This window comes from Buttiauxella massiliensis (assembly GCF_902500225.1).
Classification (GTDB): Bacteria; Pseudomonadota; Gammaproteobacteria; order Enterobacterales; family Enterobacteriaceae; genus Buttiauxella; species Buttiauxella massiliensis.
This window is the reverse complement of the sequence record NZ_LR722667.1, coordinates 53,462-75,541: the sequence shown is the minus strand read 5'-3', so window position 1 is coordinate 75,541 and position 22,080 is coordinate 53,462. Positions and strand designations below refer to the sequence as shown.

The window sequence follows — 22,080 nt, the reverse complement described above, 5'->3', positions numbered from 1 at the left end:
CGACTTGTTCGACAACGGCCAATTTAAAGGATAGAGGGTAATCGCGTTGCGTGCGTTTAACGTACTGGTTCATCACATTTTCCTCATAGTACGAGTTAAATGTGTCAACGCTATTTAGGACGGGTCAGCCGAATAAAAAAGGGTTCATGCGCAAGCATGAACCCTTTTTACGGCAGCATCAAAAAATTACAGCGTGATCACGTCGAATTCAACTTCAGTGTTCACGTCAGCGTCGTAGTCCACACCGTCGAGGCCAAAACCGAACAGGTTCAGGAATTCCTGCTTGTAGCCTGCATAGTCGGTTTCTTGCGCCAGGTTTTCAGTGGTGATCAGCGGCCATAGGTCGCGGCATGCCTGCTGAATGTCTTCACGCAGTTCCCAGTCATCCATACGGATACGCTGGTTGTCATCAAGCGCCACTTTGTCGCCGTACAGGCTGGTGGTTATCAGACGGTTGATCTGCTCGATACAGCCTTCGTGAATCCCATGTGCTTTCATCAGCTTGAAGACCATAGAGATGTACAGCGGCATCACTGGAATGGCGGAAGACGCTTGGGTGATGACGGACTTCAGTACCGCAACGTTGGCAGAACCGTTCAGCGGAGCCAGTTGGTTGCGCAGTTCACCCGCCGCACGGTCGAGGTCTTCTTTCGCTTTACCCAGCGCACCGTGCCAGTAGATTGGCCAGGTCAGGTCGGTACCGATGTAGGAGTAGGCCACGGTTTTCACGCCTTCAGCCAGCACGCCAGCTTCGCTCAGCGCGCCCATCCACAGTTCCCAGTCTTCGCCGCCCATAACGGTAACGGTGTTCTGAACTTCTTCTTCGGTTGCCGGCTCAATGCTGGCGGTCATGATCTGATCTTTGTTGGTATCAATCGCTTTAGAGGTGTAAACCTCGCCGATTGGCTTCAACGCAGAACGGACGACTTCACCGGTTTTCGGCATTTTACGCACTGGGGAAGCCAGTGAGTAAACCACCAGATCAATCTGACCCAGGTCTTCTTTGATGAGTTTGATCACTTCATCGCGGCATTCGTCAGAGAACGCGTCGCCGTTGATGCTTTTGGAATACAGACCTTCACGCTTGGCCGCTTCGTCGAAGGCGGCAGAGTTATACCAGCCTGCGGAACCTGGCTTGGTGTCCGTGCCTGGTTTTTCGAAAAATACGCCGATAGTGGCGGCACCACTGCCAAAGGCGGCGGAAATTCTGGAAGCAAGGCCGTAACCGGTGGAAGCACCGATCACCAGCACGCGGGAAGGGCCGTCCTCGATTTTGCCGTTTTGCTTAACGTACTCGATCTGTTTTTCCACATTGACTTTACAGCCAGTCGGATGGGTCGTTGTACAGATGAATCCACGAATTTTTGGTTTGATTATCATAATGATGGCTAATTAAGTTTGTATTTTCGCTGTCAAGTACGCAATGACACCGTCTGCTCTGGCTTGTTTAACGACATGGTTAACAATCCCCCCACTACAATGGATCGCAACATTATACAGAAAAGGAGCGCCAATACTGAATCTACCACTGATTTTAGCCGTCAGACGCCGGACCGCAGGCCAGAAAAGGGCCATGCGTAAACATGGCCCCTGTGGACGTTGAGCGCTATTGCAGGTTAGTTCTGATGGGCAAATTCCGCCATAAACTGCAGGATCAACGCCATCGACACCGCGCCTGGGTTGCAGTGGCCAATGGTCCGCTCACCCAGATTTTTGGCGCGCCCAAAGCGCGCAACCATCGCGCTGGTGCCCTCTGCGCCCGCCATTGCCGCCTGCGCGCAGTGGGTAAGCGCTTCCGGCAGCGCTAGCGCTACGTCCGCTTTGGCGCACTCGGCGGCGGCGGCCAACGCATCGACCATCGTTTTATCCCCCGGCTCGGCGCCGCCGCGCTGGTGGATGGCCTGCATGCCGATCGCCAACCACTCGGCGAGGGTGGTAGCATCCAGCTCAGTGCGCCCAGTCAGGCCTTTACCCCCAGCGCGGAAAAGGGTACCGAAAATGGCCCCGGACGCGCCGCCCATGCTGGTCATCAGGCGAGTACCGCTTTGCAGCAGAGCGTCACCAATATCAGTGGCGGTAAATTCTGGTGCGGCGAGCAGTGCGTTAAGCGCGATAAAGCCGCGTTTAATGCCGATACCGTGGTCGCCATCGCCAATGCCCAGCTCGATTTCGTTATCGGCCAGCGTGAAGTTAAAGGTATCGGCCTGCGGCAGCGCGCAACCGCTGAGCGCGACACCAATGGTGCGGGTGTTATGGTTGGCTTTATTTGCCAGCGCTTCCAGCTCTGGCAGGGCGTAGCGCTCAAACTGGGCTGCGGCGCCGGTCAGCTTGTACAAAAACGCTAGCCCGCCCACGCCGCGGCCGTCGGACATTCTTTCCGGCGGTGCCGAGGCAATATCATCCGTGGCACGCACGGTGCGGCACTCGATCCCTTCTTCAGCCAGGATTTCAGCAGCGATATCAAAGTTCATGCCATCGCCGGAGTAGTTGCCGTAGAGGAACAGCACGCCGTTGCCCTGATGAACGGCACGGCTGGCTTCAATGATTTGGTCGGGAGAGGGGGAGGTGAAGACTTCGCCCAGCGCGCAGGCATCGATGCCGCCTTCGCCGACGAACCCGGCAAACGTCGGCTCATGGCCGCTGCCACCGCCGCTGACGATAACGGTCTGGCCGTTTTGCGCTAGCGTACGATAAACCGCGCAATAATCCGGCAGGGCGTGGATCTTACCGCGCCCCGCGTACACCAGCCCTTCCATGATTTCGCTACGAATATTATCGGTGTTATTGAAGATCTTTTTGGGTTTTTGCATCGTCACACCCTCTCGTAAGGCCCTGTTTCTTTAGTGACGATTTTACCTGCGGAGCCCGTTTACACCTGGCACCTTTGATACCAATTAATCTCCCGAACCAGGGGCATGACTGGGGGCTGAATGCGTTAACACTATTCGGCGATTTTGCGCTCCAGAACAATCTTCCAGAAGGCATCCACCAACGGTTCATGCAGCCGCTTTTTCTGCACGCAAACACCCAGTTCAAACGGTGTTTTCTCATCGCTACGTTCAAGGATCATCACGCGGTTACGCACCGGCTCGGGACTATTTTCCAGCACGATTTCCGGCAGCAGCGCCACGCCGCAGCCCAGCGCTACCATAGAGACCATCGCCTCATGGCCGCCGACGGTGGCATAAATCGACGGATTGCTGATTTTCTGGCGGCGGAACCATAGCTCAATACGGCGGCGCACCGGGCCTTGATCCGGCAAAATAAACGGCACTTTTGCCCAGTCGGGATCTGGCTGGTTCACCTGCGCCCGCACCGGACACGGTAGCGCTGGGGCGATAAGTGCCACGGATAAATTATCCAGAATAGAGAATGCGACGCCGGGAGGTAATGTTTCTGGCTTACCGGCAATCGCAAGATCTGCTTCGTCTGAATCGACTTTTTCTACCGCATCCGCTGCATCGCCGGTCGTCAGCTTGATCTCTACATTGGGATGTTCCGCACGGAATCGGTCGAGAATCGGGGGTAAATGGCTGTAGGCGGCGGTAACTGAGCAAAACAGATGCAGTTCGCCGGTCAGCGATGGCCCTTCCTGACCGATGGTGTGGCGCATTTGCTGATACTGCAACAGCGTGTGCTGGGCGAACTGTTTGAGTTGTTCCCCGGCCTCAGTCAGCGTCACGGTGCGGTTATCACGTAAAAACAAAGGCTGGCCTAAATCGTCTTCAAGGCGCTGGATCTGGCGCGAAAGCGTAGAAGGGCTAACGTGCATGGCGCGCGCGCTCCTGCCAAAATGGCGGCTTTCCGCAAGATGAAGAAACGTTTTCAGATCGCGTAAATCCATGGTCATCAGCCCTCGTTTTCACGTTGCAAAAACTGCAACGTCACGTTGTTAATATATCAATTTCAGCAACGCATTTCCTGTCATATAGTGAGTTCATTATCGCAAGCAAGACACGGCTGGCGAACCTTACAAAGCACAACACAACAATTACGGAGTACCACCACGATGGCTAACTATTTCAATACTTTGAACCTGCGTCAGCAGTTGGCGCAACTGGGTAAATGTCGTTTCATGGGGCGTGATGAATTCGCCGATGAAGCAAGCTACCTCAAAGGCAAAAAAGTCGTCATCGTCGGTTGTGGCGCACAAGGCCTGAACCAGGGTCTGAACATGCGCGACTCCGGTCTGGATGTTGCTTATGCTCTGCGCGCAGAAGCTATCGCTGAGAAACGTGCTTCATGGCGTAAAGCGACCGAAAACGGTTTTAAAGTGGGTACTTACGAAGAACTGATCCCGCAAGCGGATCTGGTTGTTAACCTGACGCCAGACAAACAGCACTCTGCGGTTGTTAAGGCTGTTCAGCCGATGATGAAAGACGGTGCAGCATTGGGTTACTCCCACGGTTTCAACGTGGTTGAAGTGGGCGAGCAAATCCGTAAGGACATCACCGTTGTGATGGTTGCGCCAAAATGCCCGGGTACTGAAGTTCGTGAAGAATACAAACGTGGTTTCGGTGTTCCGACGCTGATTGCGGTTCACCCGGAAAACGATCCGAAAGGCGAAGGCATGGCCATCGCTAAAGCCTGGGCTGCGGCAACTGGCGGCCACCGTGCGGGCGTTCTGGAGTCTTCCTTCGTGGCAGAAGTTAAATCTGACCTGATGGGTGAGCAAACCATTCTGTGTGGAATGCTGCAAGCGGGTTCTCTGCTGTGCTTCGATAAGCTGGTGGAAGAGGGCACCGACCCGGCATACGCTGAAAAACTGATTCAGTTCGGCTGGGAAACCATCACCGAAGCGCTGAAACAAGGCGGTATTACGCTGATGATGGACCGTTTGTCCAACCCGGCGAAAGTCCGTGCTTATGCGTTGTCTGAACAATTGAAAACCATCATGGCTCCATTATTCCAGAAACACATGGACGACATCATCTCCGGCGAATTCTCTTCCGGCATGATGGCTGACTGGGCAAATGATGATAAGAACTTGCTGACCTGGCGTGAAGAGACCGGCAAAACTGCCTTCGAAACCGCTGCACAGTTTGACGGTAAGATTTCTGAGCAGGAATACTTCGATAAAGGCGTTCTGATGATCGCAATGGTGAAAGCGGGCGTTGAGCTGGCATTCGAAACCATGGTTGATGCGGGCATCATCGAAGAATCAGCTTACTACGAATCTCTGCACGAGCTGCCGCTGATTGCCAACACCATCGCACGTAAGCGTCTGTACGAAATGAACGTGGTTATCTCTGATACCGCTGAGTATGGCAACTACCTGTTCTCTTACGCAGCAGTTCCATTGCTGAAAGAGTTCATGACAACTTTGCAAGCGGGTGATTTGGGTAAAGAAATCCCGGCTGGTGCGGTTGATAACGCGCAACTGCGTGACGTGAACGAAGCGATTCGCAACCACGAAATCGAAACCGTAGGCAAGAAACTGCGCGGCTATATGAAAGATATGAAGCGTATTGCAGTAGCAGGATAATACCCCGTCGTCTTTCGATTCGCCGCTGTGTTGGCGGCGCTCGTACACCCCAGTCACATAGTTGTCTATGCTCCTGGGACTGTACTTACTTGCCGCCTGGCTGCAAATCGAAATCCATAGGGGTATAGCATTGATACAGGCCCGGTAAGCTTAACGCTACCGGGCTTTTTTTAGTTGCGGTATAACACTTTGATAATGTGGTAACCAAACTGAGTATGCAGCGGGCCATATGGCTCCAGCAGCGGGCAGGAGAACACCACTTTATCGAACGCCGGAACCATCTGGCCCTGACGGAATTCACCTAAGTGCCCACCTTTTTTTCCTGACGGGCAAGTGGAGTGCTTTTTAGCCAGTTTCTCAAAGTCGCCGCCAGCTTGAAGCTGCGCCAAAATTTCCTGAGCCAGTTTTTCTTCCTTAACAAGGATATGCAATGCTGCCGCGGTTTTTGCCATGATAGTGCCTTGATTGGGTGAATATAAATCTGGCCGCAATAATAGCATGCGTCATGTGATAGCCAAATTTGGTTTACTTGCCTTTTACTTTGCAATAATCCCTTCTTTACCAGTACCAGTCTTTCAGCCGTCGGGCATATGCACTTTGGCGTAGCAGGACAGATGTCCCATCCGATTGAAGGAATCGGGAGGTGGGCAACCTTTTTTAAAGGCCTTCTCCCTATTACGCAGGACACCCGTCCTGTCTTTCCCGTTATGGAGAGCGCTATCATAAATATAATGAAAGAGACTGAATTTTCAGATGGTTGGTTATCAGGGCTGACACAGGTTGTGCGTGATCCAGTGCTGTATGAACTATTAAAAAATTGCCCACTGGAGATTATGCAGCGCTGGATTTTTGAAGAAGTGCCTCGTGGAGCAATGCTTTGCCGACAGGGGGATAAATGCCAGCGTTTTTCATTAATTGTTGCAGGTGAAGTTGATGTCTTCTTTGAAGCTGAGGATGGCCGCCGTTATCGGCAGGCTCGTTACTACAAAGGTGACATGTTAGGTGAGCTGGAAATATTTGAATCACGGCATTACATCTGCTCCGTTTCTGCTGTCACTAATACGCAAATATTGAGCTTATCTCAGACACATTTTTGCCGTTGGTTGGAGCTCGATAATTATTTTAACCAGCGGATGCTACGATTTTTCAGCCAGCAATATTACCAGCTGTCCAGGAAGGCCAGCAGCGACAATCTTTATTCACTTCATCAGCGGGTATGTCAGGCGCTCTGGCTGCAGTTTCAACAGCAGAAAACGACTGAAATATTTATTGATAAACAAAATATCAGTCAGGAGTTTGCGGCCACAACCCGTAGTGTTAATCGCATTTTACATGACCTGAAATCGCTTCTGATTATTGATACCGAAGGAGAAAGAGTTGTTTTGCTGGCCCCTGAGCAACTCAGGCAGGAGGCTGATATCTAAATAAAGGAAAAAATAAGGAGAGGGATGATGTCGCTTCAGCCACATATTCGGCTTGATCATAATATGACGAGTGCGAAGTACGCTTTGTTACCCGGTGATCCAGATCGCGTAGATCGTATTGCCAGTTTTCTGGATAACCCTAAAAAACTGGGGCAAAACCGTGAGTTTCGGGCCATGAGCGGCTGGTATCAGGGTATTGAAATTCTGGTGCTATCCACGGGGATCGGTGGCCCATCGACGGCGATAGCTATTGAGGAACTGTGCCAGATTGGTATGAAAACGATGATTCGTATTGGCAGTTGCGGTGCGTTGCAAGATAGCCTGGTACTGGGGGATATCGTTATCGCTCACGGAGCCGTCGCGGATGACGGCACCAGCAGAACCTATGCACCAGCTTGTTACCCGGCCTGTGCCGATCCGCTGTTAACCGCAACACTAGTTCAGCAGGCAAAGCAAATGGGCATCCCCGCCGTTCATGGGTTGGTGCGTAGCCATGACAGTTTTTACACTGATCGAGAAGTGCTGCTGGATGCGGAATGGTCAGCACGGGGAATCCTGGGCGCGGATATGGAGAGTGCCGCGCTGATGGTTGTTGGAGCATTACGCGGGCTGCGCACAGCGTCACTATTGAATGTGGTTGTCGAACATAATGGTTGCCTTGATAGCAGTATCAACGACTACGTGCAGCAGGAAACTTTGTGTCTGGAGGGTGAAGAACGCCAAATCCTGCTGGCACTACGCGCAATCTATGCTGATAGTCAGCAAGGAGAAAAATAATGGATTTTTTCAGTATTAACAATGTGATGGTCTCGATCCCTTTGGGTGAAGGTGGTTATGCACTATCGTGGATTGAAGCGATTGGTACGCTGTTTGGTTTGCTATGTATCTGGTTTGCCAGCAAGGAAAAAATCATCAACTATTTGTTTGGGTTGATTAACGTCACGCTGTTTGCGGCTATATTCTTTCAGATTCAGCTTTATGCCAGCCTGCTGCTGCAAGTGTTCTTCTTTGCCGCCAATATTTATGGATGGTACGCGTGGAGTCGACAGACCGAAAATAATGAGGCCACGCTCAAGGTTCGTTGGTTATCTCGTCAGCAAACCGCCGTACTGGGTGCGATTTGTATTGTGGCAATTTTGTTGATGACGTTATTTATCGACCCGGTGTTTGCGGCGCTAACCCACATGATGATTTCCATCTTGCAGGCTGTGGGTATTTCCGTAGTGATGCCAGAGCTGCAACCTGATGCGATGCCATTCTGGGACTCAACCATGCTGGTGCTTTCGATAGTGGCAATGGCGCTAATGACCCGTAAATATGTCGAAAACTGGCTGCTGTGGGTCGTGATTGACGTGATAAGCGTGGTTATTTATGCCATTCAAGGCGTTTATGCGATGTCGCTTGAATATGTTTTGCTTACGGCAATTGCGGTGATGGGCTCCTGTAGCTGGGTCGCCCGTGCAAAACGTAATGGCTATACGCCTCTGGCTTCTACCTCCTCCTGATTTTTTCGGGCAGCTCGCTTGGGCTGCCCGCTGCACCATCTGCACCACTTCTGCTACAATCCTTCCCCCGTTCGAAGATTGAGCAATACATCATGCGTTTAAACCCTGGCCAACAACAAGCCGTCGAATTTGTCACAGGACCCTGCCTGGTCTTGGCGGGCGCTGGTTCCGGCAAAACGCGTGTTATCACCAATAAAATGGCGTATCTGATCCGCGAATGCGGTTATCAGGCTCGCCATATCGCCGCCGTGACTTTTACCAACAAAGCAGCGCGTGAGATGAAAGAGCGTGTGGCGCAAACGCTGGGGCGCAAAGAAGCGCGCGGTCTGCTGATCTCCACGTTCCACACGTTAGGGCTTGAGATAATCAAACGTGAATTCGCCGCTCTCGGTATGAAGTCTAACTTCTCGCTGTTTGACGACACCGACCAGATGGCGTTGCTAAAAGAGCTGACGGAGGGTTTGCTCGAAGACGATAAAACGTTATTGCAACAATTGATCTCGACGATCTCAAACTGGAAAAACGATCTGCTGACCCCGTCGCAGGCCGCAGCGCAGGCGAAAGGAGAACGGGACCGAATCTTTGCCCACTGTTATGAGCTTTACGATACGCATCTGAAATCGTGCAACGTACTGGATTTTGACGATCTGATTTTGCTGCCAACGCTGCTTTTACAGCGCAATGAAGAAGTGCGCGAGCGTTGGCAAAACCGCATCCGCTATTTGCTGGTGGATGAATACCAGGATACCAACACCAGCCAGTACGAACTGGTGAAGCTGCTGGTGGGCGCGCGAGCAAGGTTTACCGTAGTGGGCGATGATGACCAGTCGATTTACTCCTGGCGTGGCGCACGACCACAAAACCTTGTTTTGCTAAGCCAGGATTTCCCGGCGCTTCAGGTCATTAAGCTTGAGCAGAATTACCGTTCTTCCGGGCGCATTCTGAAAGCGGCAAACATTTTGATCGCCAATAACCCTCACGTGTTCGAAAAGCGGCTGTTTTCGGAGCTGGGTTACGGCACCGAATTAAAAGTGCTGACCGCGAACAGTGAAGATCATGAGGCCGAACGCGTAACTGGCGAGCTCATTGCCCATCACTTCATCAATAAGACCAACTACAAAGATTACGCCATTCTCTATCGCGGGAATCACCAGTCGCGCGTGTTTGAAAAAATGTTGATGCAAAACCGCATTCCTTATCGTATTTCTGGTGGAACTTCATTCTTCTCACGTCCTGAAATCAAAGATCTGCTGGCCTATCTGCGTGTGCTGACCAACCCGGATGACGACAGCGCATTCATGCGGATTGTGAATACGCCGAAACGTGAAATTGGCCCGGTTACGATGCAAAAACTCGGTTCCTGGGCAACTCAGCGTAATAAAGGTTTATTTGGCGCAAGCTTTGATATGGGTTTGAGCCAAACGCTAAATGGTCGTGGTCTTGAGTCGTTGCAGCGTTTTACTCATTGGTTACGCGATGTGGCAACGCTTGCTGAGCGTGAACCTATCGCAGCGGTACGTGATTTGATTCACGGCATCGACTACGAAAGCTGGCTGTATGAAACATCCCCCAGTCAGAAAGCTGCCGAAATGCGCATGAAGAACGTTAACCTGCTTTTCAGCTGGATGACGGAAATGCTTGAGGGTTCAGAAATTGATGAGCCGATGACGCTGACTCAGGTCGTCACACGTTTTACCCTGCGCGATATGATGGAACGTGGCGAGAGTGATGAAGACACAGACCAGGTGCAATTAATGACCCTTCATGCCTCGAAAGGGTTGGAGTTCCCGTACGTATTTTTAGTCGGGATGGAAGAGGGCATTCTGCCGCATCAGAGCAGCATCGACGAAGATAATATTGATGAAGAGCGCCGCCTGGCTTACGTGGGGATTACTCGTGCGCAGAAAGAGCTAACCTTCACGCTTTGCAAAGAGCGACGTCAGTATGGTGAATTGATCCGCCCGGAACCAAGCCGTTTCTTGCTGGAATTGCCACACGATGACTTGCAATGGGAGACTGAACGTAAAGTGGTATCGGCTGAAGAGCGTATGACAAAAGGGCAGAGTAATGTCGCCAACATCCGTGAAATGCTGGCAAAAGCGCGTAAAAGCTGAGTTATTTAATCATTAAATGCCAATGGACATAACTCTGCCAAAGGCTTTCTTGTTCCAGCAGTTCAGCACCTAGAGGGTGGCATTCCAGCCACTTTTCTGGAAGCTCGAGATTTAAGGTTTCACCCTCAACTTTCAGTGCAATTTGCGGCAAGATATCGTCCCTACGGCGGCTGGCGAAGATAATAGCCAGACGTAACAAGCGACAGAGATGTTCCGCAATACGAGGTGGTACGGCGTTTTGCTGGTGGAGAGAAGAGAGATCGACTGGGTTTGTCTGGTTCAACATTAGCGTTGCCAGCAGCTTTTTCTGCGCTGGTGTATATCCCGGAAGATCAAGATTCTTCACCAGATAGGCGGCATGTTGCGGCGCCTGTTTGAAATCAACACTCAGGCCAATTTCATGGAGCAATGCTGCACTGCTGAGCATTTCTATGCTGAGTGGCGTTAGACTCCATGCATCTTTTAACTGTGTGGTGAAGGCTAATGCTAATTGCTGAACGCGTTCTGCCTGACCGGTATCCACCATAAAACGACGTTGGATATTGCGTACGGTACGGCTTCTGATCTCTTGATTAACAGTCAGATGCAGCATTCCGTAAACCAGCCCTTCACGCAAAGCACCACCGGCAAGTGTCATGCAGTCAATCGATAACTCTTCGAAAATTGCGATTAAAATGGCGAGGCCGCTTGGGAATACCAAGGCTCTTTCTAGCGTTAAACCTTCAATCTCTAATTCTTCAAGACGCCCGCATTGAATGGCTCGTTGCTTCAGTTGTTGAAGTTTTGCGAGCGTAATGCGTTCATCCATGCCTTGCGCCATCATGATTTCTTGCAGTGCTTGCACGGTGCCTGATGCACCGACACACACTTTCCAACCGTGGTGTTTTAACCGGTCGCAAATCGGCCTGAGAACCTCTTTTGCAGCGCTTTCGGCAGCATCGAAGTTTTCTTTGGCAAGATTTCGGTCACTGAAAAAACGCTCAAGCCAGGTCACGCAACCCATCGATAAGCTAAAGAGTGCGGTGGTTTGCGCCCCCGAGCCTGTCACAAGTTCCGTGCTGGCACCGCCGATATCAACCACTAGGCGTTGATCGGCACCGCCTGTCGTATGGGCAACACCCTGATAAATCAGACGTGCTTCTTCTTCACCATGAATAATTTGCACCGGGCAGCCGAGGATTTTTTCAGCTTGCTCAATGAATTCATTGGCATTGGTGGCAAGACGGAGAGTTGCAGTGGCGACCACGCGAATTTGGGTTTGAGGAATATCTTGAAGACGTTCAGCGAACAAGCGCAGGCATTGCCACCCGCGCTCCATTGCTTCACGTGAAAGCGTATTGTCGCTGCTTAAACCAGCAGCAAGGCGTACTTTTCGCTTAATCCGGGCAAGGGTTTGTATGCTCCCTGCCACCTCACGTACAACCAACATATGAAAGCTATTAGAGCCTAAATCTATTGCAGCATACAGCGAGGTGGAGCTGAGCATAAATTTTTAACCTGTGCGACGGCGATTACCGCGAGGAGCGCCACCATTACGGCGAGGACCGTTACCCGGACGGGCGCGAGTCAGACGCTTCGGTGGAGGAAGTTCGCTTAACAGTGCTTCAGTTTTGTATTTGCTGACCGGAATTGAGTGACCAATGTAAGTCTCAATGGCAGACAGGTTCAACGCATAATCTTCACACGCAAGGCTAATGGAATGACCGCTTTCGCCAGCACGGCCGGTACGACCAATACGGTGAACGTAATCTTCGCAGTCATCAGGAAGATCGTAGTTGAAAACGTGTGTAACTAACGGGATATGCAGACCGCGAGCGGCAACATCGGTTGCAACCAGAATATCCAGATCGCCACGGGTGAATTCTTCAAGGATGCGCAGACGTTTTTTCTGAGCAACATCGCCGGTCAGCAAACCAACACGGTGCCCATCGGCTGCAAGGTGACCCCAGATATCTTCACAACGGTGTTTAGTGTTGGCAAAGATGATGGCGCGATCTGGCCACTCTTCTTCGATGAGAGTCTGCAGCAAACGCATTTTCTCTTCGTTAGAAGGGTAGAACAGCTCTTCCTGAATGCGGTGACCGGTTTTTTGCTCCGGCTCGACTTCCACGTATTCCGCGTTGTTCATTTGCTCGAATGCCAGTTCACGCACACGGTAAGAGAGTGTGGCGGAGAACAGCATGTTCAGGCGTTGAGTGACTGGCGGCATACGGCGGAACAACCAGCGAATATCTTTAATAAAGCCCAGATCGTACATGCGATCGGCTTCATCCAGCACCACAACCTGAATTGCGCCTAAGTTAATGTGGTTTTGCTTGGCATAATCAATCAAACGACCAGTTGTGCCGATAAGAATATCAACACCGCTTTCCAGCACTTTAAGCTGTTTATCGTAGCCGTCACCACCGTACGCCAGGCCGAGTTTAAGGCCGGTCGATTGTGCTAGTGGCTCTGCATCAGAGTGAATTTGGACTGCCAGTTCACGAGTCGGCGCCATAATTAAGGCACGCGGCTGGTTCACCTGGCGATTCTCTGGAACCGGGTGAGAGAGTAAATAATGGAACGTTGACGTCAAAAACGCCATCGTTTTGCCAGTACCGGTTTGCGCCTGCCCTGCAACGTCACGATTCGCTAGTGTCAGCGGTAGTGCCAATGCCTGAATAGGGGTGCAGTTATGAAACCCTTTATTTTCAAGGGCTTCAATCACCTTAGGGTGCAGTGCGAAGTCGGAAAACTTCTGTTCGGTCAAATGTGTTTTGCTCATAGTGTGGTAGAATATCAGCTAACTATTGCTTTACGAAAGCGTATCCGGTGAAATAAAGTCAACCTTAAGTTGGTTAATGCTACACCAACAAGGTAGACATAATCCTGCGGAGTAGAACATGAGCGATAAAATTATTCACCTGACTGACGACAGTTTCGACACGGACGTGCTAAAAGCTGATGGGTTGATCCTGGTTGATTTCTGGGCAGAGTGGTGTGGTCCATGCAAGATGATCGCCCCGATTCTTGATGAAATCGCTGATGAATATCAGGGCAATCTGACCGTTGCTAAACTGAACATCGATCAGAACCCGGGCACGGCACCAAAATATGGTATCCGTGGTATCCCAACTCTGTTGCTGTTCAAGAACGGTGAAGTGGCTGCGACCAAAGTTGGCGCACTGTCCAAAGGCCAGTTAAAAGAGTTCCTCGACGCTAATCTGGCATAATGGAATCTCAGCCGGTGCGTGCGTGGTTCGCAATTTTTTGTGAGCCGCTGGACGCCCGGCGTCAGTCATGCTAAGTTACTTTTACTGCATTTAGAACTTGTCTTGTAGTTTGAATCTTTGTAATACCTAATGCTTCCAGTTTCCCTTCACTAAGACGCTGTTTTACAGTGAACATACGGTCGCATAATCGATTTCGGGCGTATCACCCATTCCGTCGTGTCGTTTCAGTTCTGCGTTTTTCCTATGACCAGGCAGCGATAAGACATGTGGTGGTGGCCATTAAACAGGCATGGATGATCCTGCCATACCATTCACGATACATGTTCGAGATTTACCCCGAGTTTAAGAACCCACCATTATGAATCTTACCGAATTAAAGAATACGCCGGTTTCTGAGCTGATTACTCTCGGCGAAAATATGGGGCTGGAAAACCAAGCCCGTATGCGCAAGCAAGACATTATTTTCTCCATCCTGAAGCAACATGCGAAGAGTGGTGAAGATATCTTTGGTGACGGTGTACTGGAGATATTGCAGGACGGATTTGGTTTCCTCCGCTCTGCAGACAGCTCCTACCTCGCCGGTCCTGATGATATCTACGTTTCTCCCAGCCAAATCCGCCGTTTCAACCTCCGCACAGGGGATACCATCTCCGGTAAGATTCGCCCGCCGAAAGAAGGTGAGCGTTACTTTGCACTGCTGAAAGTTAACGAAGTCAACTACGACAAGCCGGAAAACGCGCGTAGCAAAATCCTGTTTGAAAACTTAACCCCGCTGCATGCTAACTCTCGTTTACGCATGGAACGTGGTAACGGTTCTACCGAAGACTTAACTGCACGTGTACTGGATCTGGCATCGCCAATCGGTCGCGGTCAGCGTGGCCTGATTGTGGCTCCGCCGAAAGCCGGTAAAACAATGCTGCTGCAAAACATCGCAACCAGCATTGCATATAACCACCCAGACTGCGTGCTGATGGTTCTGCTGATCGATGAACGTCCTGAAGAAGTAACCGAGATGCAGCGTCTGGTTAAAGGCGAAGTGATTGCTTCTACCTTTGATGAGCCAGCATCACGCCACGTTCAGGTTGCCGAAATGGTTATCGAGAAAGCGAAACGTCTGGTTGAGCATAAGAAAGACGTCATCATTCTTCTCGACTCCATCACTCGTCTGGCGCGTGCGTACAACACCGTTGTACCGGCATCCGGCAAAGTGTTGACTGGTGGTGTGGACGCTAACGCCCTGCATCGTCCAAAACGCTTCTTCGGTGCGGCACGTAACGTGGAAGAGGGTGGTAGTCTGACTATCATCGCTACAGCGTTGGTTGATACCGGTTCTAAAATGGATGAAGTTATCTACGAAGAATTTAAAGGTACCGGCAACATGGAACTACATCTGGCGCGTAAAATCGCTGAGAAGCGTGTGTTCCCTGCTATTGACTACAATCGTTCAGGTACACGTAAAGAAGAGTTGCTTACTACCCAGGAAGAACTGCAGAAAATGTGGATCCTGCGTAAAATCATCCACCCGATGGGTGAGATTGATGCAATGGAATTCCTCATCAACAAGTTAGCGATGACGAAAACCAACGAAGACTTCTTTGATATGATGAAGCGCTCGTAAGTAACAAAAACTCGGGGAACGCCACGCTTAGACGTGGCGTTTTTCATTTCTGGTATATACGATATAGCTGTAATGATCGCAGCTAAGCACATAATTGTGGCAAGGAATGCCATTATGTTATTTACAGCAATGCTGGATGATGTTGTTTGAATAATAACCAGGTTGTTCAAGGATTAGATGTATATAACCATTGGACGGGGTAGACTTCAAAGAAGTTGTCCTTGACCTTTTATTTTGCAGAGAGCTTGCACTGTGAATTTAATCACCGCTGGAACTGACCTGGTTTGTATTTTTTTATTCACCACCATCTTTCTTTTTTTTGCGCGCAAAGCGGCAAAAAAAATCGGTCTGGTAGATAAACCCAACTTCCGTAAACGCCACCAAGGACTCATTCCTTTGGTCGGCGGTATCTCGGTTTATGCTGGGATCTGTTTTACTTTTCTGATTGCTAACTACTATATCCCGCATGCATGGCTTTATTTGATATGTGCTGGAGTGCTGGTATTTGTCGGCGCCCTGGATGACCGTTTTGATATCAGTGTAAAAATTAGGGCTTCGGTTCAGGCTTTAATCGGCATTGTGATGATGGTGGTCGGAAAATTGTACCTGCTCAGCCTCGGCTATATTTTTGGCTCGTGGGAAATGGTTCTCGGTCCATTCGGTTATTTTTTAACCTTATTTGCGGTTTGGGCCGCAATAAATGCTTTCAACATGGTTGACGGTATCGACGGTCTGCTGGGTGGGCTTTCTTGCGTATCCTTTGCGGCAATGGGGATTATTCTTTATTTCGATGGGCAATTGAGTTTGGCTATGTGGTGCTTCGCAATGATTGCTGCCATCCTGCCTTATATTCTTTTAAACCTTGGGATACTTGGTCGTCGCTATAAAGTCTTTATGGGCGATGCGGGGAGTACTCTTATTGGTTTTACCGTCATCTGGATCTTGCTTGAAACTACGCAGGGCAAAACTCATCCTATTAGCCCTGTCACCGCATTATGGATTATTGCCATTCCATTGATGGATATGATTGCCATCATGTATCGCCGACTACGCAAAGGTATGAGTCCATTCTCACCAGATCGCCAGCATATTCACCATCTGATTATGCGAGCCGGTTTTACTTCTCGGCAGGCATTCGTACTCATCACAGCAGCAGCAGCTCTGCTTGCTTCAATTGGCGTAGCGGCTGAATACATGCATTTCATTCCAGAATGGGTCATGTTGGCATTATTCTTGCTTGCATTTGTTCTCTATGATTACTGTATCAAACGAGCCTGGAAAGTTGCTCGTTTTATAAGACGTCATAAGCGTCGGCAACGTAGAAATACCAGCAGTATTTCTTAATTCTGAAAGTAGTCGGGGAAGTGATGAAACAAAACGTGCCAGGAAGTAATCCGGGAATGGTGGACAACGAGTTGGACATTCGTGGTTTATTCCGGACACTGTGGCAAGGAAAGCTGTGGATTGTTGGTCTGGCAGTGTTATTTGCGGCCATTGCATTTATCTACACCTTCTTTGCCAAGCAGGAGTGGAGTGCTAACGCGATAACCGATCGCCCGACAGTTAACATGATGGGTGGGTATTATTCGCAACAGCAATTCCTGCGCAATCTTGATGCTAAAGCTAATATGGTTTCCGTCGATCAGCCTTCGGTGATGGATGAAGCCTATAAAGAGTTCATCATGCAGTTATCTGCATATGATACTCGTCGTGATTTTTGGCTACAGACCGACTATTACAAACAGCGTCAGGTTGGCAACAGTAAAATTGATGCCGCGCTGCTAGATGAACTAATTGATAATATTCAATTTTCTGCTGGCGATGCCACACGCAATATCAGCGATAGCGTGAAACTCATTGCAGAAACAGCTGCTGATGCGAATAACTTGCTGCGCCAGTACGTCGCTTTTGCCAGCCAGCGTGCTGCGAGTCATCTTAACGAAGAACTGACGGGCGCCTGGGCTGCTCGTACAATCCAGATGAAAGCACAAGTTAAGCGCCAGGAAGCGGTGGCTCAGTCAATTTTCGACCGCAAAGTGCACAGTGTGGAACAAGCGCTGAAGATTGCGCAGCAGCAAAATATTGCAAAGAGTGAAACAGAAGTTCCCGCCGACGAGTTGCCTGATTCTGAAATGTTTATGTTAGGACGCCCTATGCTGCAAACTCGTCTTGAAAGCCTGCAAGCTGTCGGTCCGAGTTACAGCATCGACTACGACCAGAATCGAGCCATGCTGGCGACTTTGAACGTTGGGCCAACGCTTGACGCACGCTTCCAGACATATCGCTATTTACGTACCCCTGAGGAACCTGTGAAGCGTGATAGTCCACGCCGGGCATTCTTGATGATTATGTGGGGTATGGTTGGGGCCCTGATTGGCGCGGGTGTGGCATTAGCTCGCCGTCCAAAATATTTGTAACGCCCTTACCCGGTGAAGGCTCGATGGACGGCCTTCACCTTTTTTAACAAAAGAGAATTGCTGTGAAAGTGTTAACTGTTTTTGGCACGCGCCCGGAAGCTATCAAAATGGCTCCTCTGGTTGATGCGTTGGCAAAAGACGCGTTTTTTGATGCAAGAGTATGCGTGACCGCGCAGCATCGCGAGATGTTGGATCAGGTGCTGAATTTATTTTCTATCGAGACGGATTATGATTTAAACATCATGAAACCGGGGCAGGGGCTTACGGAAATTACCTGTCGCATTCTCGAAGGATTGAAACCGATACTTGAGTCATTCAAGCCCGATGTTGTTCTGGTTCATGGTGATACTACGACTACAGTTGCCACTAGTCTTGCCGCATTTTATCAGCGGATTCCTGTAGGACATGTTGAAGCAGGTTTGCGCACTGGTGATCTGTATTCTCCGTGGCCGGAAGAGGCGAACAGAACTCTGACCGGGCACCTGGCTATGTATCACTTCGCCCCGACCGAGAATTCTCGACAAAACTTATTACGCGAAAATATCAGCGACAATAAGATTTTCGTCACCGGTAACACTGTGATTGATGCGCTGATTTCTGTTCGCGATCGTGTACTTGCGGATGATGCTTTGCATAGCTCTCTGGCGCAGTGTTATCCGTTTCTGGATAGCAGCAAAAAGCTGATTTTGGTCACTGGCCACCGTCGTGAAAGCTTTGGTGATGGTTTTGAGCGCATTTGCCACGCACTGGCGCAGATTGCCAAAGAAAACAGTGACGTCCAGATTGTTTACCCTGTGCACCTGAACCCGAATGTCAGCGAGCCTGTGACGCGCATTCTTGGCGATGTCAAAAATGTGGTGCTGATTGACCCACAAGAATATTTGCCATTTGTCTATTTGATGAACCATGCGTACCTGATTCTGACTGACTCAGGTGGCATTCAGGAAGAAGCACCGTCACTGGGTAAACCGGTGCTGGTTATGCGTGAAACCACTGAGCGCCCTGAAGCTGTTGATGCAGGCACCGTTCGTCTGGTTGGCACGGATACACAAGAAATTGTTCGCCAGGTTACGCGGTTGTTGAAAGACGAAGATGAATATCAAGTTATGAGTCGGGCGCATAATCCTTATGGTGATGGCAAGGCTTGTGAGCAAATTTTGGCTGCATTGAAAAAGAATCAGGTGACACAACAATGAGTTTTGCAACCATCTCTGTTATTGGTCTTGGTTATATCGGTTTACCAACTGCGGCTGCATTTGCTTCAAAACAGCGAAACGTTGTCGGTATCGATATTAACCAGCATGCTGTAGATACCATTAATCGTGGTTCTATTCATATTGTTGAACCAGACCTGGATAAGGTGGTTAAAACGGCTGTTGAGGGTGGTTTCTTACGCGCCAGTACACAGCCGGTTGAGGCAGATGCTTATTTGATTGCAGTGCCAACGCCTTTTAAAGGCGATCATGAACCTGACATGGTTTTTGTTAAAGCAGCTGCAGAGTCCATCGCGCCTGTGCTAAAAAAAGGCACCCTTGTGATTCTGGAGTCAACTTCCCCTGTCGGCTCCACCGAGCAAATGGCGGGTTGGTTAGCGGATCTGCGTCCTGACCTGACTTTCCCTCACCAGGCTGGTGAAGCGGCAGATATCAATGTTGCCTATTGCCCTGAGCGTGTACTGCCAGGCCAGGTGATGGTTGAGCTTATCAAAAACGATCGCGTAATTGGCGGTATGACCCCAGTTTGCTCTGCTCGTGCCAGCGAACTCTACAAAATCTTCCTTGAAGGCGAGTGCGTGGTGACGAATTCCCGCACTGCTGAAATGTGCAAACTAACCGAGAATAGCTTCCGTGATGTGAATATCGCATTCGCCAACGAGCTATCGCTGATTTGTGCGGCTCAAGAGATCAACGTATGGGAATTGATTCGTCTGGCTAATCGCCATCCGCGAGTCAATATTCTGCAGCCGGGCCCGGGAGTGGGTGGTCACTGTATTGCAGTTGATCCATGGTTTATCGTTGCTCAAAACCCTGAGCAAGCACAGCTGATTCGCACTGCGCGTGAAGTCAACGATGGCAAACCACACTGGGTAGTAAACCAGGTGAAAGCTGCTGTCGCTGATTGTCTTGCTGAAACCGGCAAGCGTGCCAGTGAAATTACCATTGCCTGCTTTGGCCTTGCGTTTAAACCGAATATTGATGACCTGCGTGAAAGCCCAGCCATGGAAATCGCTGAGCTTCTTAGCACCTGGCATAATGGTAAAACGCTGGCTGTTGAGCCAAACATTCACCAGTTGCCGAAAAAACTGGTCGGTAGTTGTGAATTAGCCTCTATTGATGACGCTCTTCAACAGGCTGATGTGTTGGTGATGCTGGTTGATCACCATGCCTTCAAAGCCATTCCTGGTTCGCAGGTTCAGCAAAGCTGGATTGTTGATACCAAAGGGGTCTGGCGCTAGGTTCTGCCCGAGGTTGGTGAAGCCAATGACGACGTGCTCTGTTCCTGTTCACGCAAGAATTGAATCTCTTAACTGGGAGAATCAGTTCTTTGCGGTGAACAGCGCTATCGTTCGTTTTGACGAGGCAGCCTCCTTGCTCACCCCACAAAGCCTTGATGCGTATTCCCGCGTGCAGGCGAAAATCCCCGCTCAACGTACCGATTGGCTTGATGGTTTGCAGCATCTTGGTTTTCAACTGGTTGAAGGGGAAGTCGATCTTGCTCTGCAGCCTGGCATACAAAATGCAGCACCTTCTGTCGAGTTAGCCACAAGCGCTGACATTCCTGTATTGCGGGATTTAGCGGCAAGAATTTTCACACAAAGTCGGTTTCGTGCACCCTGGTATCAACCTGCTGACAGCGGCCGTTTTTACGCACAATGGGTTGAAAACGCTGTGCTAGGCACCTTTGACCATGAATGTCTGTTGTTGAAGAGCAGTGGCGCGATTCAGGGCTTTGTGAGCATGCGCCAACTTAATGAGAGCGAGGCGCGTATTGGTTTGCTGGCAGGACGAGGAGTGGGTGGTCCGTTAATGGATGCCGCACGTTTCTGGTGCCAGCAACGCGGAGTAGAAACGCTGCGCGTGGCTACGCAAACCAGTAATACCGCAGCCCTGCGACGTTATATTCAAAGCGGTGCCAATATTGATAGCACCGCCTTCTGGTTATACAGGTGAAAAAATGATCCCATTTAATGCTCCTCCAGTAGTAGGTACGGAAATCGAATACATGCAGGCTGCGATGGGTAGCGGCAAGCTCTGTGGTGATGGCGGTTTCACCCGTCGTTGCCAGCAATGGATGGAGCATCGCTTTGGCAGCAAAAAAGTACTGCTCACCCCTTCCTGTACTGCATCGCTGGAAATGGCCGCGTTACTGTTGAATATTGAGCCCGGCGATGAAGTGATTATGCCGAGTTATACCTTTGTTTCTACTGCCAACGCCTTTGTGTTGCGTGGTGCAAAAATCGTCTTTGTCGATGTGCGCCCGGACACCATGAATATTGATGAAAAGCTGATTGAAGCGGCAATTACTGAGAAAACTCGCGTGATTGTGCCCGTTCACTACGCCGGTGTAGCCTGCGAAATGGACACCATCATGGCCATTGCGGACAAACATAATCTGTTTGTGGTTGAAGATGCCGCACAAGGCGTGATGTCGACCTACAAAGGCCGCGCACTGGGTTCAATTGGTCATATCGGTTGCTTCAGCTTCCATGAAACCAAAAATTACACGGCAGGTGGTGAAGGTGGCGCGACCCTGATTAACGATCCGTCGTTGATTGAGCGTGCAGAAATCATTCGTGAGAAAGGTACCAATCGTAGCCAGTTCTTCCGTGGTCAGGTGGACAAATATACCTGGCGTGATATCGGTTCAAGTTACTTGATGGCCGATCTCCAGGCTGCTTATCTCTGGGCGCAGTTGGAAGCGGCCGAAAAGATTAACCAGCAGCGTCTGAAGCTGTGGCATACCTATCATGATGCCCTGGCTCCGTTGGCAAAAGCCGGGCGTATCGAACTGCCATCGGTTCCAAAAGACTGCGTGCAGAATGCGCATATGTTTTATATCAAATTGCGTGATATTGAAGATCGCAGCGCTTTGATTGCGTATTTGAAAGAGGCAGAAATTCTGGCAGTGTTCCACTACATCCCACTGCATGACTGCCCAGCTGGTGAGAAGTTTGGTTACTTCCATGGCGAAGATCGTTTCACTACTCAAGAAAGTGAGCGCCTGCTGCGCTTGCCGCTGTTCTATAACTTATCTCCCGCGAACCAACGTACTGTCATTAATACGTTGTTAAGCTTCTTCTCCTGA

19 protein-coding genes are annotated in these 22,080 nt (G+C 50.1%); 13 read left to right on the top strand and 6 right to left on the bottom strand.

Translation table 11 applies throughout. The features are described from left to right. Nucleotides 1–186: 186 nt before the first annotated feature. The 3 genes from fabV to ilvY all read right to left on the bottom strand — a co-directional run bounded on the left by fabV (nucleotide 187) and on the right by ilvY (nucleotide 3,844). Nucleotides 187–1,380 carry an enoyl-ACP reductase FabV gene (fabV, locus tag GC128_RS21270; protein ID WP_151995969.1) on the bottom strand — a complete coding sequence of 398 codons (1,194 nt, stop codon included), beginning with the start codon at nucleotides 1,378–1,380 and terminating at the stop codon, nucleotides 187–189. A gap of 236 nt (nucleotides 1,381–1,616) precedes the next feature. After that, nucleotides 1,617–2,810 (bottom strand): dihydroxyacetone kinase subunit DhaL, encoded by a 1,194-nt coding sequence (gene dhaL, locus GC128_RS21265; protein WP_151995968.1) that lies wholly within the window; start codon nucleotides 2,808–2,810, stop codon nucleotides 1,617–1,619. 131 nt (nucleotides 2,811–2,941) lie between these two features. After that, a complete protein-coding gene (gene ilvY, locus GC128_RS21260; protein WP_151995971.1) occupies nucleotides 2,942–3,844 on the bottom strand; it encodes an HTH-type transcriptional activator IlvY in 903 nt (300 codons plus the stop codon). A gap of 165 nt (nucleotides 3,845–4,009) precedes the next feature. Here ilvY and ilvC point away from each other — a divergent pair, with 165 nt between their 5' ends. Further along, a complete protein-coding gene (gene ilvC / locus GC128_RS21255; RefSeq protein WP_151995967.1) occupies nucleotides 4,010–5,485 on the top strand; it encodes a ketol-acid reductoisomerase in 1,476 nt (491 codons plus the stop codon). A gap of 170 nt (nucleotides 5,486–5,655) precedes the next feature. Here the strand turns inward: ilvC and ppiC are convergent, their stop codons facing one another. Next, a complete protein-coding gene (gene ppiC, locus GC128_RS21250; RefSeq protein WP_064515151.1) occupies nucleotides 5,656–5,937 on the bottom strand; it encodes a peptidylprolyl isomerase PpiC in 282 nt (93 codons plus the stop codon). Nucleotides 5,938–6,216: 279 nt separating this feature from the next. On the opposite strand from ppiC, the gene GC128_RS21245 reads away from it, so the two are divergent. The 4 genes from GC128_RS21245 (at nucleotide 6,217) to rep (ending at nucleotide 10,528) form a co-directional block, all read left to right on the top strand. Continuing rightward, a complete protein-coding gene (locus GC128_RS21245; protein ID WP_407643543.1) occupies nucleotides 6,217–6,909 on the top strand; it encodes a Crp/Fnr family transcriptional regulator in 693 nt (230 codons plus the stop codon). A gap of 27 nt (nucleotides 6,910–6,936) precedes the next feature. After that, nucleotides 6,937–7,686 carry a nucleoside phosphorylase gene (locus tag GC128_RS21240; RefSeq protein ID WP_151995966.1) on the top strand — a complete coding sequence of 250 codons (750 nt, stop codon included), beginning with the start codon at nucleotides 6,937–6,939 and terminating at the stop codon, nucleotides 7,684–7,686. Further along, on the top strand, nucleotides 7,686–8,414 hold the full coding sequence (gene pnuC / locus GC128_RS21235) for a nicotinamide riboside transporter PnuC (protein ID WP_151995965.1): 729 nt from the start codon (nucleotides 7,686–7,688) through the stop codon (nucleotides 8,412–8,414). Before GC128_RS21240 ends, pnuC begins: the two co-directional genes overlap by 1 nt. 92 nt (nucleotides 8,415–8,506) lie before the next feature. Continuing rightward, nucleotides 8,507–10,528 carry a DNA helicase Rep gene (gene rep / locus GC128_RS21230; RefSeq protein WP_151995964.1) on the top strand — a complete coding sequence of 674 codons (2,022 nt, stop codon included), beginning with the start codon at nucleotides 8,507–8,509 and terminating at the stop codon, nucleotides 10,526–10,528. Between the two features lies 1 nt (nucleotide 10,529). On the opposite strand, the gene gppA is transcribed toward rep, so the two are convergent. Continuing rightward, a complete protein-coding gene (gene gppA, locus GC128_RS21225) occupies nucleotides 10,530–12,014 on the bottom strand; it encodes a guanosine-5'-triphosphate,3'-diphosphate diphosphatase (protein ID WP_151995963.1) in 1,485 nt (494 codons plus the stop codon). A 6-nt stretch (nucleotides 12,015–12,020) separates the two neighbouring features. Beyond that, a complete protein-coding gene (rhlB, locus tag GC128_RS21220; protein WP_034461719.1) occupies nucleotides 12,021–13,292 on the bottom strand; it encodes an ATP-dependent RNA helicase RhlB in 1,272 nt (423 codons plus the stop codon). A 118-nt stretch (nucleotides 13,293–13,410) separates the two neighbouring features. Between rhlB and trxA the strand changes: the two genes are divergently transcribed. The 8 genes from trxA (at nucleotide 13,411) to rffA (ending at nucleotide 22,080) form a co-directional block, all read left to right on the top strand. Further along, complete coding sequence (gene trxA, locus GC128_RS21215) at nucleotides 13,411–13,740, top strand: thioredoxin TrxA (RefSeq protein ID WP_034461718.1); 330 nt, start codon at nucleotides 13,411–13,413, stop codon at nucleotides 13,738–13,740. Nucleotides 13,741–14,098: 358 nt separating this feature from the next. After that, nucleotides 14,099–15,358, top strand: coding sequence for a transcription termination factor Rho (rho, locus tag GC128_RS21210; RefSeq protein WP_034492237.1), 1,260 nt, complete (start codon nucleotides 14,099–14,101; stop codon nucleotides 15,356–15,358). A 252-nt stretch (nucleotides 15,359–15,610) separates the two neighbouring features. Continuing rightward, nucleotides 15,611–16,702: a UDP-N-acetylglucosamine--undecaprenyl-phosphate N-acetylglucosaminephosphotransferase gene (gene wecA, locus GC128_RS21205; RefSeq protein WP_134187791.1), complete on the top strand. Its 1,092-nt coding sequence runs from the start codon at nucleotides 15,611–15,613 to the stop codon at nucleotides 16,700–16,702. Between the two features lie 23 nt (nucleotides 16,703–16,725). After that, the gene (gene wzzE / locus GC128_RS21200; protein ID WP_151995962.1) at nucleotides 16,726–17,775 is read left to right on the top strand and encodes an ECA polysaccharide chain length modulation protein; all 1,050 of its coding nucleotides are present in this window, start codon (nucleotides 16,726–16,728) and stop codon (nucleotides 17,773–17,775) included. A 62-nt stretch (nucleotides 17,776–17,837) separates the two neighbouring features. After that, nucleotides 17,838–18,971, top strand: a complete 1,134-nt coding sequence (gene wecB, locus GC128_RS21195; protein WP_151995961.1) for a non-hydrolyzing UDP-N-acetylglucosamine 2-epimerase — start codon at nucleotides 17,838–17,840, stop codon at nucleotides 18,969–18,971. Continuing rightward, the gene (gene wecC / locus GC128_RS21190; RefSeq protein WP_151995960.1) at nucleotides 18,968–20,230 is read left to right on the top strand and encodes a UDP-N-acetyl-D-mannosamine dehydrogenase; all 1,263 of its coding nucleotides are present in this window, start codon (nucleotides 18,968–18,970) and stop codon (nucleotides 20,228–20,230) included. Before wecB ends, wecC begins: the two co-directional genes overlap by 4 nt. Before the next feature lie 25 nt (nucleotides 20,231–20,255). Then, entirely contained in the window at nucleotides 20,256–20,945 is a 690-nt protein-coding gene (gene rffC, locus GC128_RS21185) for a dTDP-4-amino-4,6-dideoxy-D-galactose acyltransferase (protein WP_151995959.1), read from the top strand. A 4-nt stretch (nucleotides 20,946–20,949) separates the two neighbouring features. Further along, nucleotides 20,950–22,080 carry a dTDP-4-amino-4,6-dideoxygalactose transaminase gene (gene rffA / locus GC128_RS21180; protein ID WP_151995958.1) on the top strand — a complete coding sequence of 377 codons (1,131 nt, stop codon included), beginning with the start codon at nucleotides 20,950–20,952 and terminating at the stop codon, nucleotides 22,078–22,080.

Coding starts and splice junctions, on each gene's coding strand:
- fabV (WP_151995969.1), bottom strand. CDS start 1,380: ATGATAATCAAACCAAAAATTCGTGGATTCATCTGTACAACGACCCAT.
- dhaL (WP_151995968.1), bottom strand. CDS start 2,810: ATGCAAAAACCCAAAAAGATCTTCAATAACACCGATAATATTCGTAGC.
- ilvY (WP_151995971.1), bottom strand. CDS start 3,844: ATGGATTTACGCGATCTGAAAACGTTTCTTCATCTTGCGGAAAGCCGC.
- ilvC (WP_151995967.1), top strand. CDS start 4,010: ATGGCTAACTATTTCAATACTTTGAACCTGCGTCAGCAGTTGGCGCAA.
- ppiC (WP_064515151.1), bottom strand. CDS start 5,937: ATGGCAAAAACCGCGGCAGCATTGCATATCCTTGTTAAGGAAGAAAAA.
- GC128_RS21245 (WP_407643543.1), top strand. CDS start 6,217: ATGAAAGAGACTGAATTTTCAGATGGTTGGTTATCAGGGCTGACACAG.
- GC128_RS21240 (WP_151995966.1), top strand. CDS start 6,937: ATGTCGCTTCAGCCACATATTCGGCTTGATCATAATATGACGAGTGCG.
- pnuC (WP_151995965.1), top strand. CDS start 7,686: ATGGATTTTTTCAGTATTAACAATGTGATGGTCTCGATCCCTTTGGGT.
- rep (WP_151995964.1), top strand. CDS start 8,507: ATGCGTTTAAACCCTGGCCAACAACAAGCCGTCGAATTTGTCACAGGA.
- gppA (WP_151995963.1), bottom strand. CDS start 12,014: ATGCTCAGCTCCACCTCGCTGTATGCTGCAATAGATTTAGGCTCTAAT.
- rhlB (WP_034461719.1), bottom strand. CDS start 13,292: ATGAGCAAAACACATTTGACCGAACAGAAGTTTTCCGACTTCGCACTG.
- trxA (WP_034461718.1), top strand. CDS start 13,411: ATGAGCGATAAAATTATTCACCTGACTGACGACAGTTTCGACACGGAC.
- rho (WP_034492237.1), top strand. CDS start 14,099: ATGAATCTTACCGAATTAAAGAATACGCCGGTTTCTGAGCTGATTACT.
- wzzE (WP_151995962.1), top strand. CDS start 16,726: ATGAAACAAAACGTGCCAGGAAGTAATCCGGGAATGGTGGACAACGAG.
- wecC (WP_151995960.1), top strand. CDS start 18,968: ATGAGTTTTGCAACCATCTCTGTTATTGGTCTTGGTTATATCGGTTTA.
- rffC (WP_151995959.1), top strand. CDS start 20,256: ATGACGACGTGCTCTGTTCCTGTTCACGCAAGAATTGAATCTCTTAAC.
- rffA (WP_151995958.1), top strand. CDS start 20,950: ATGATCCCATTTAATGCTCCTCCAGTAGTAGGTACGGAAATCGAATAC.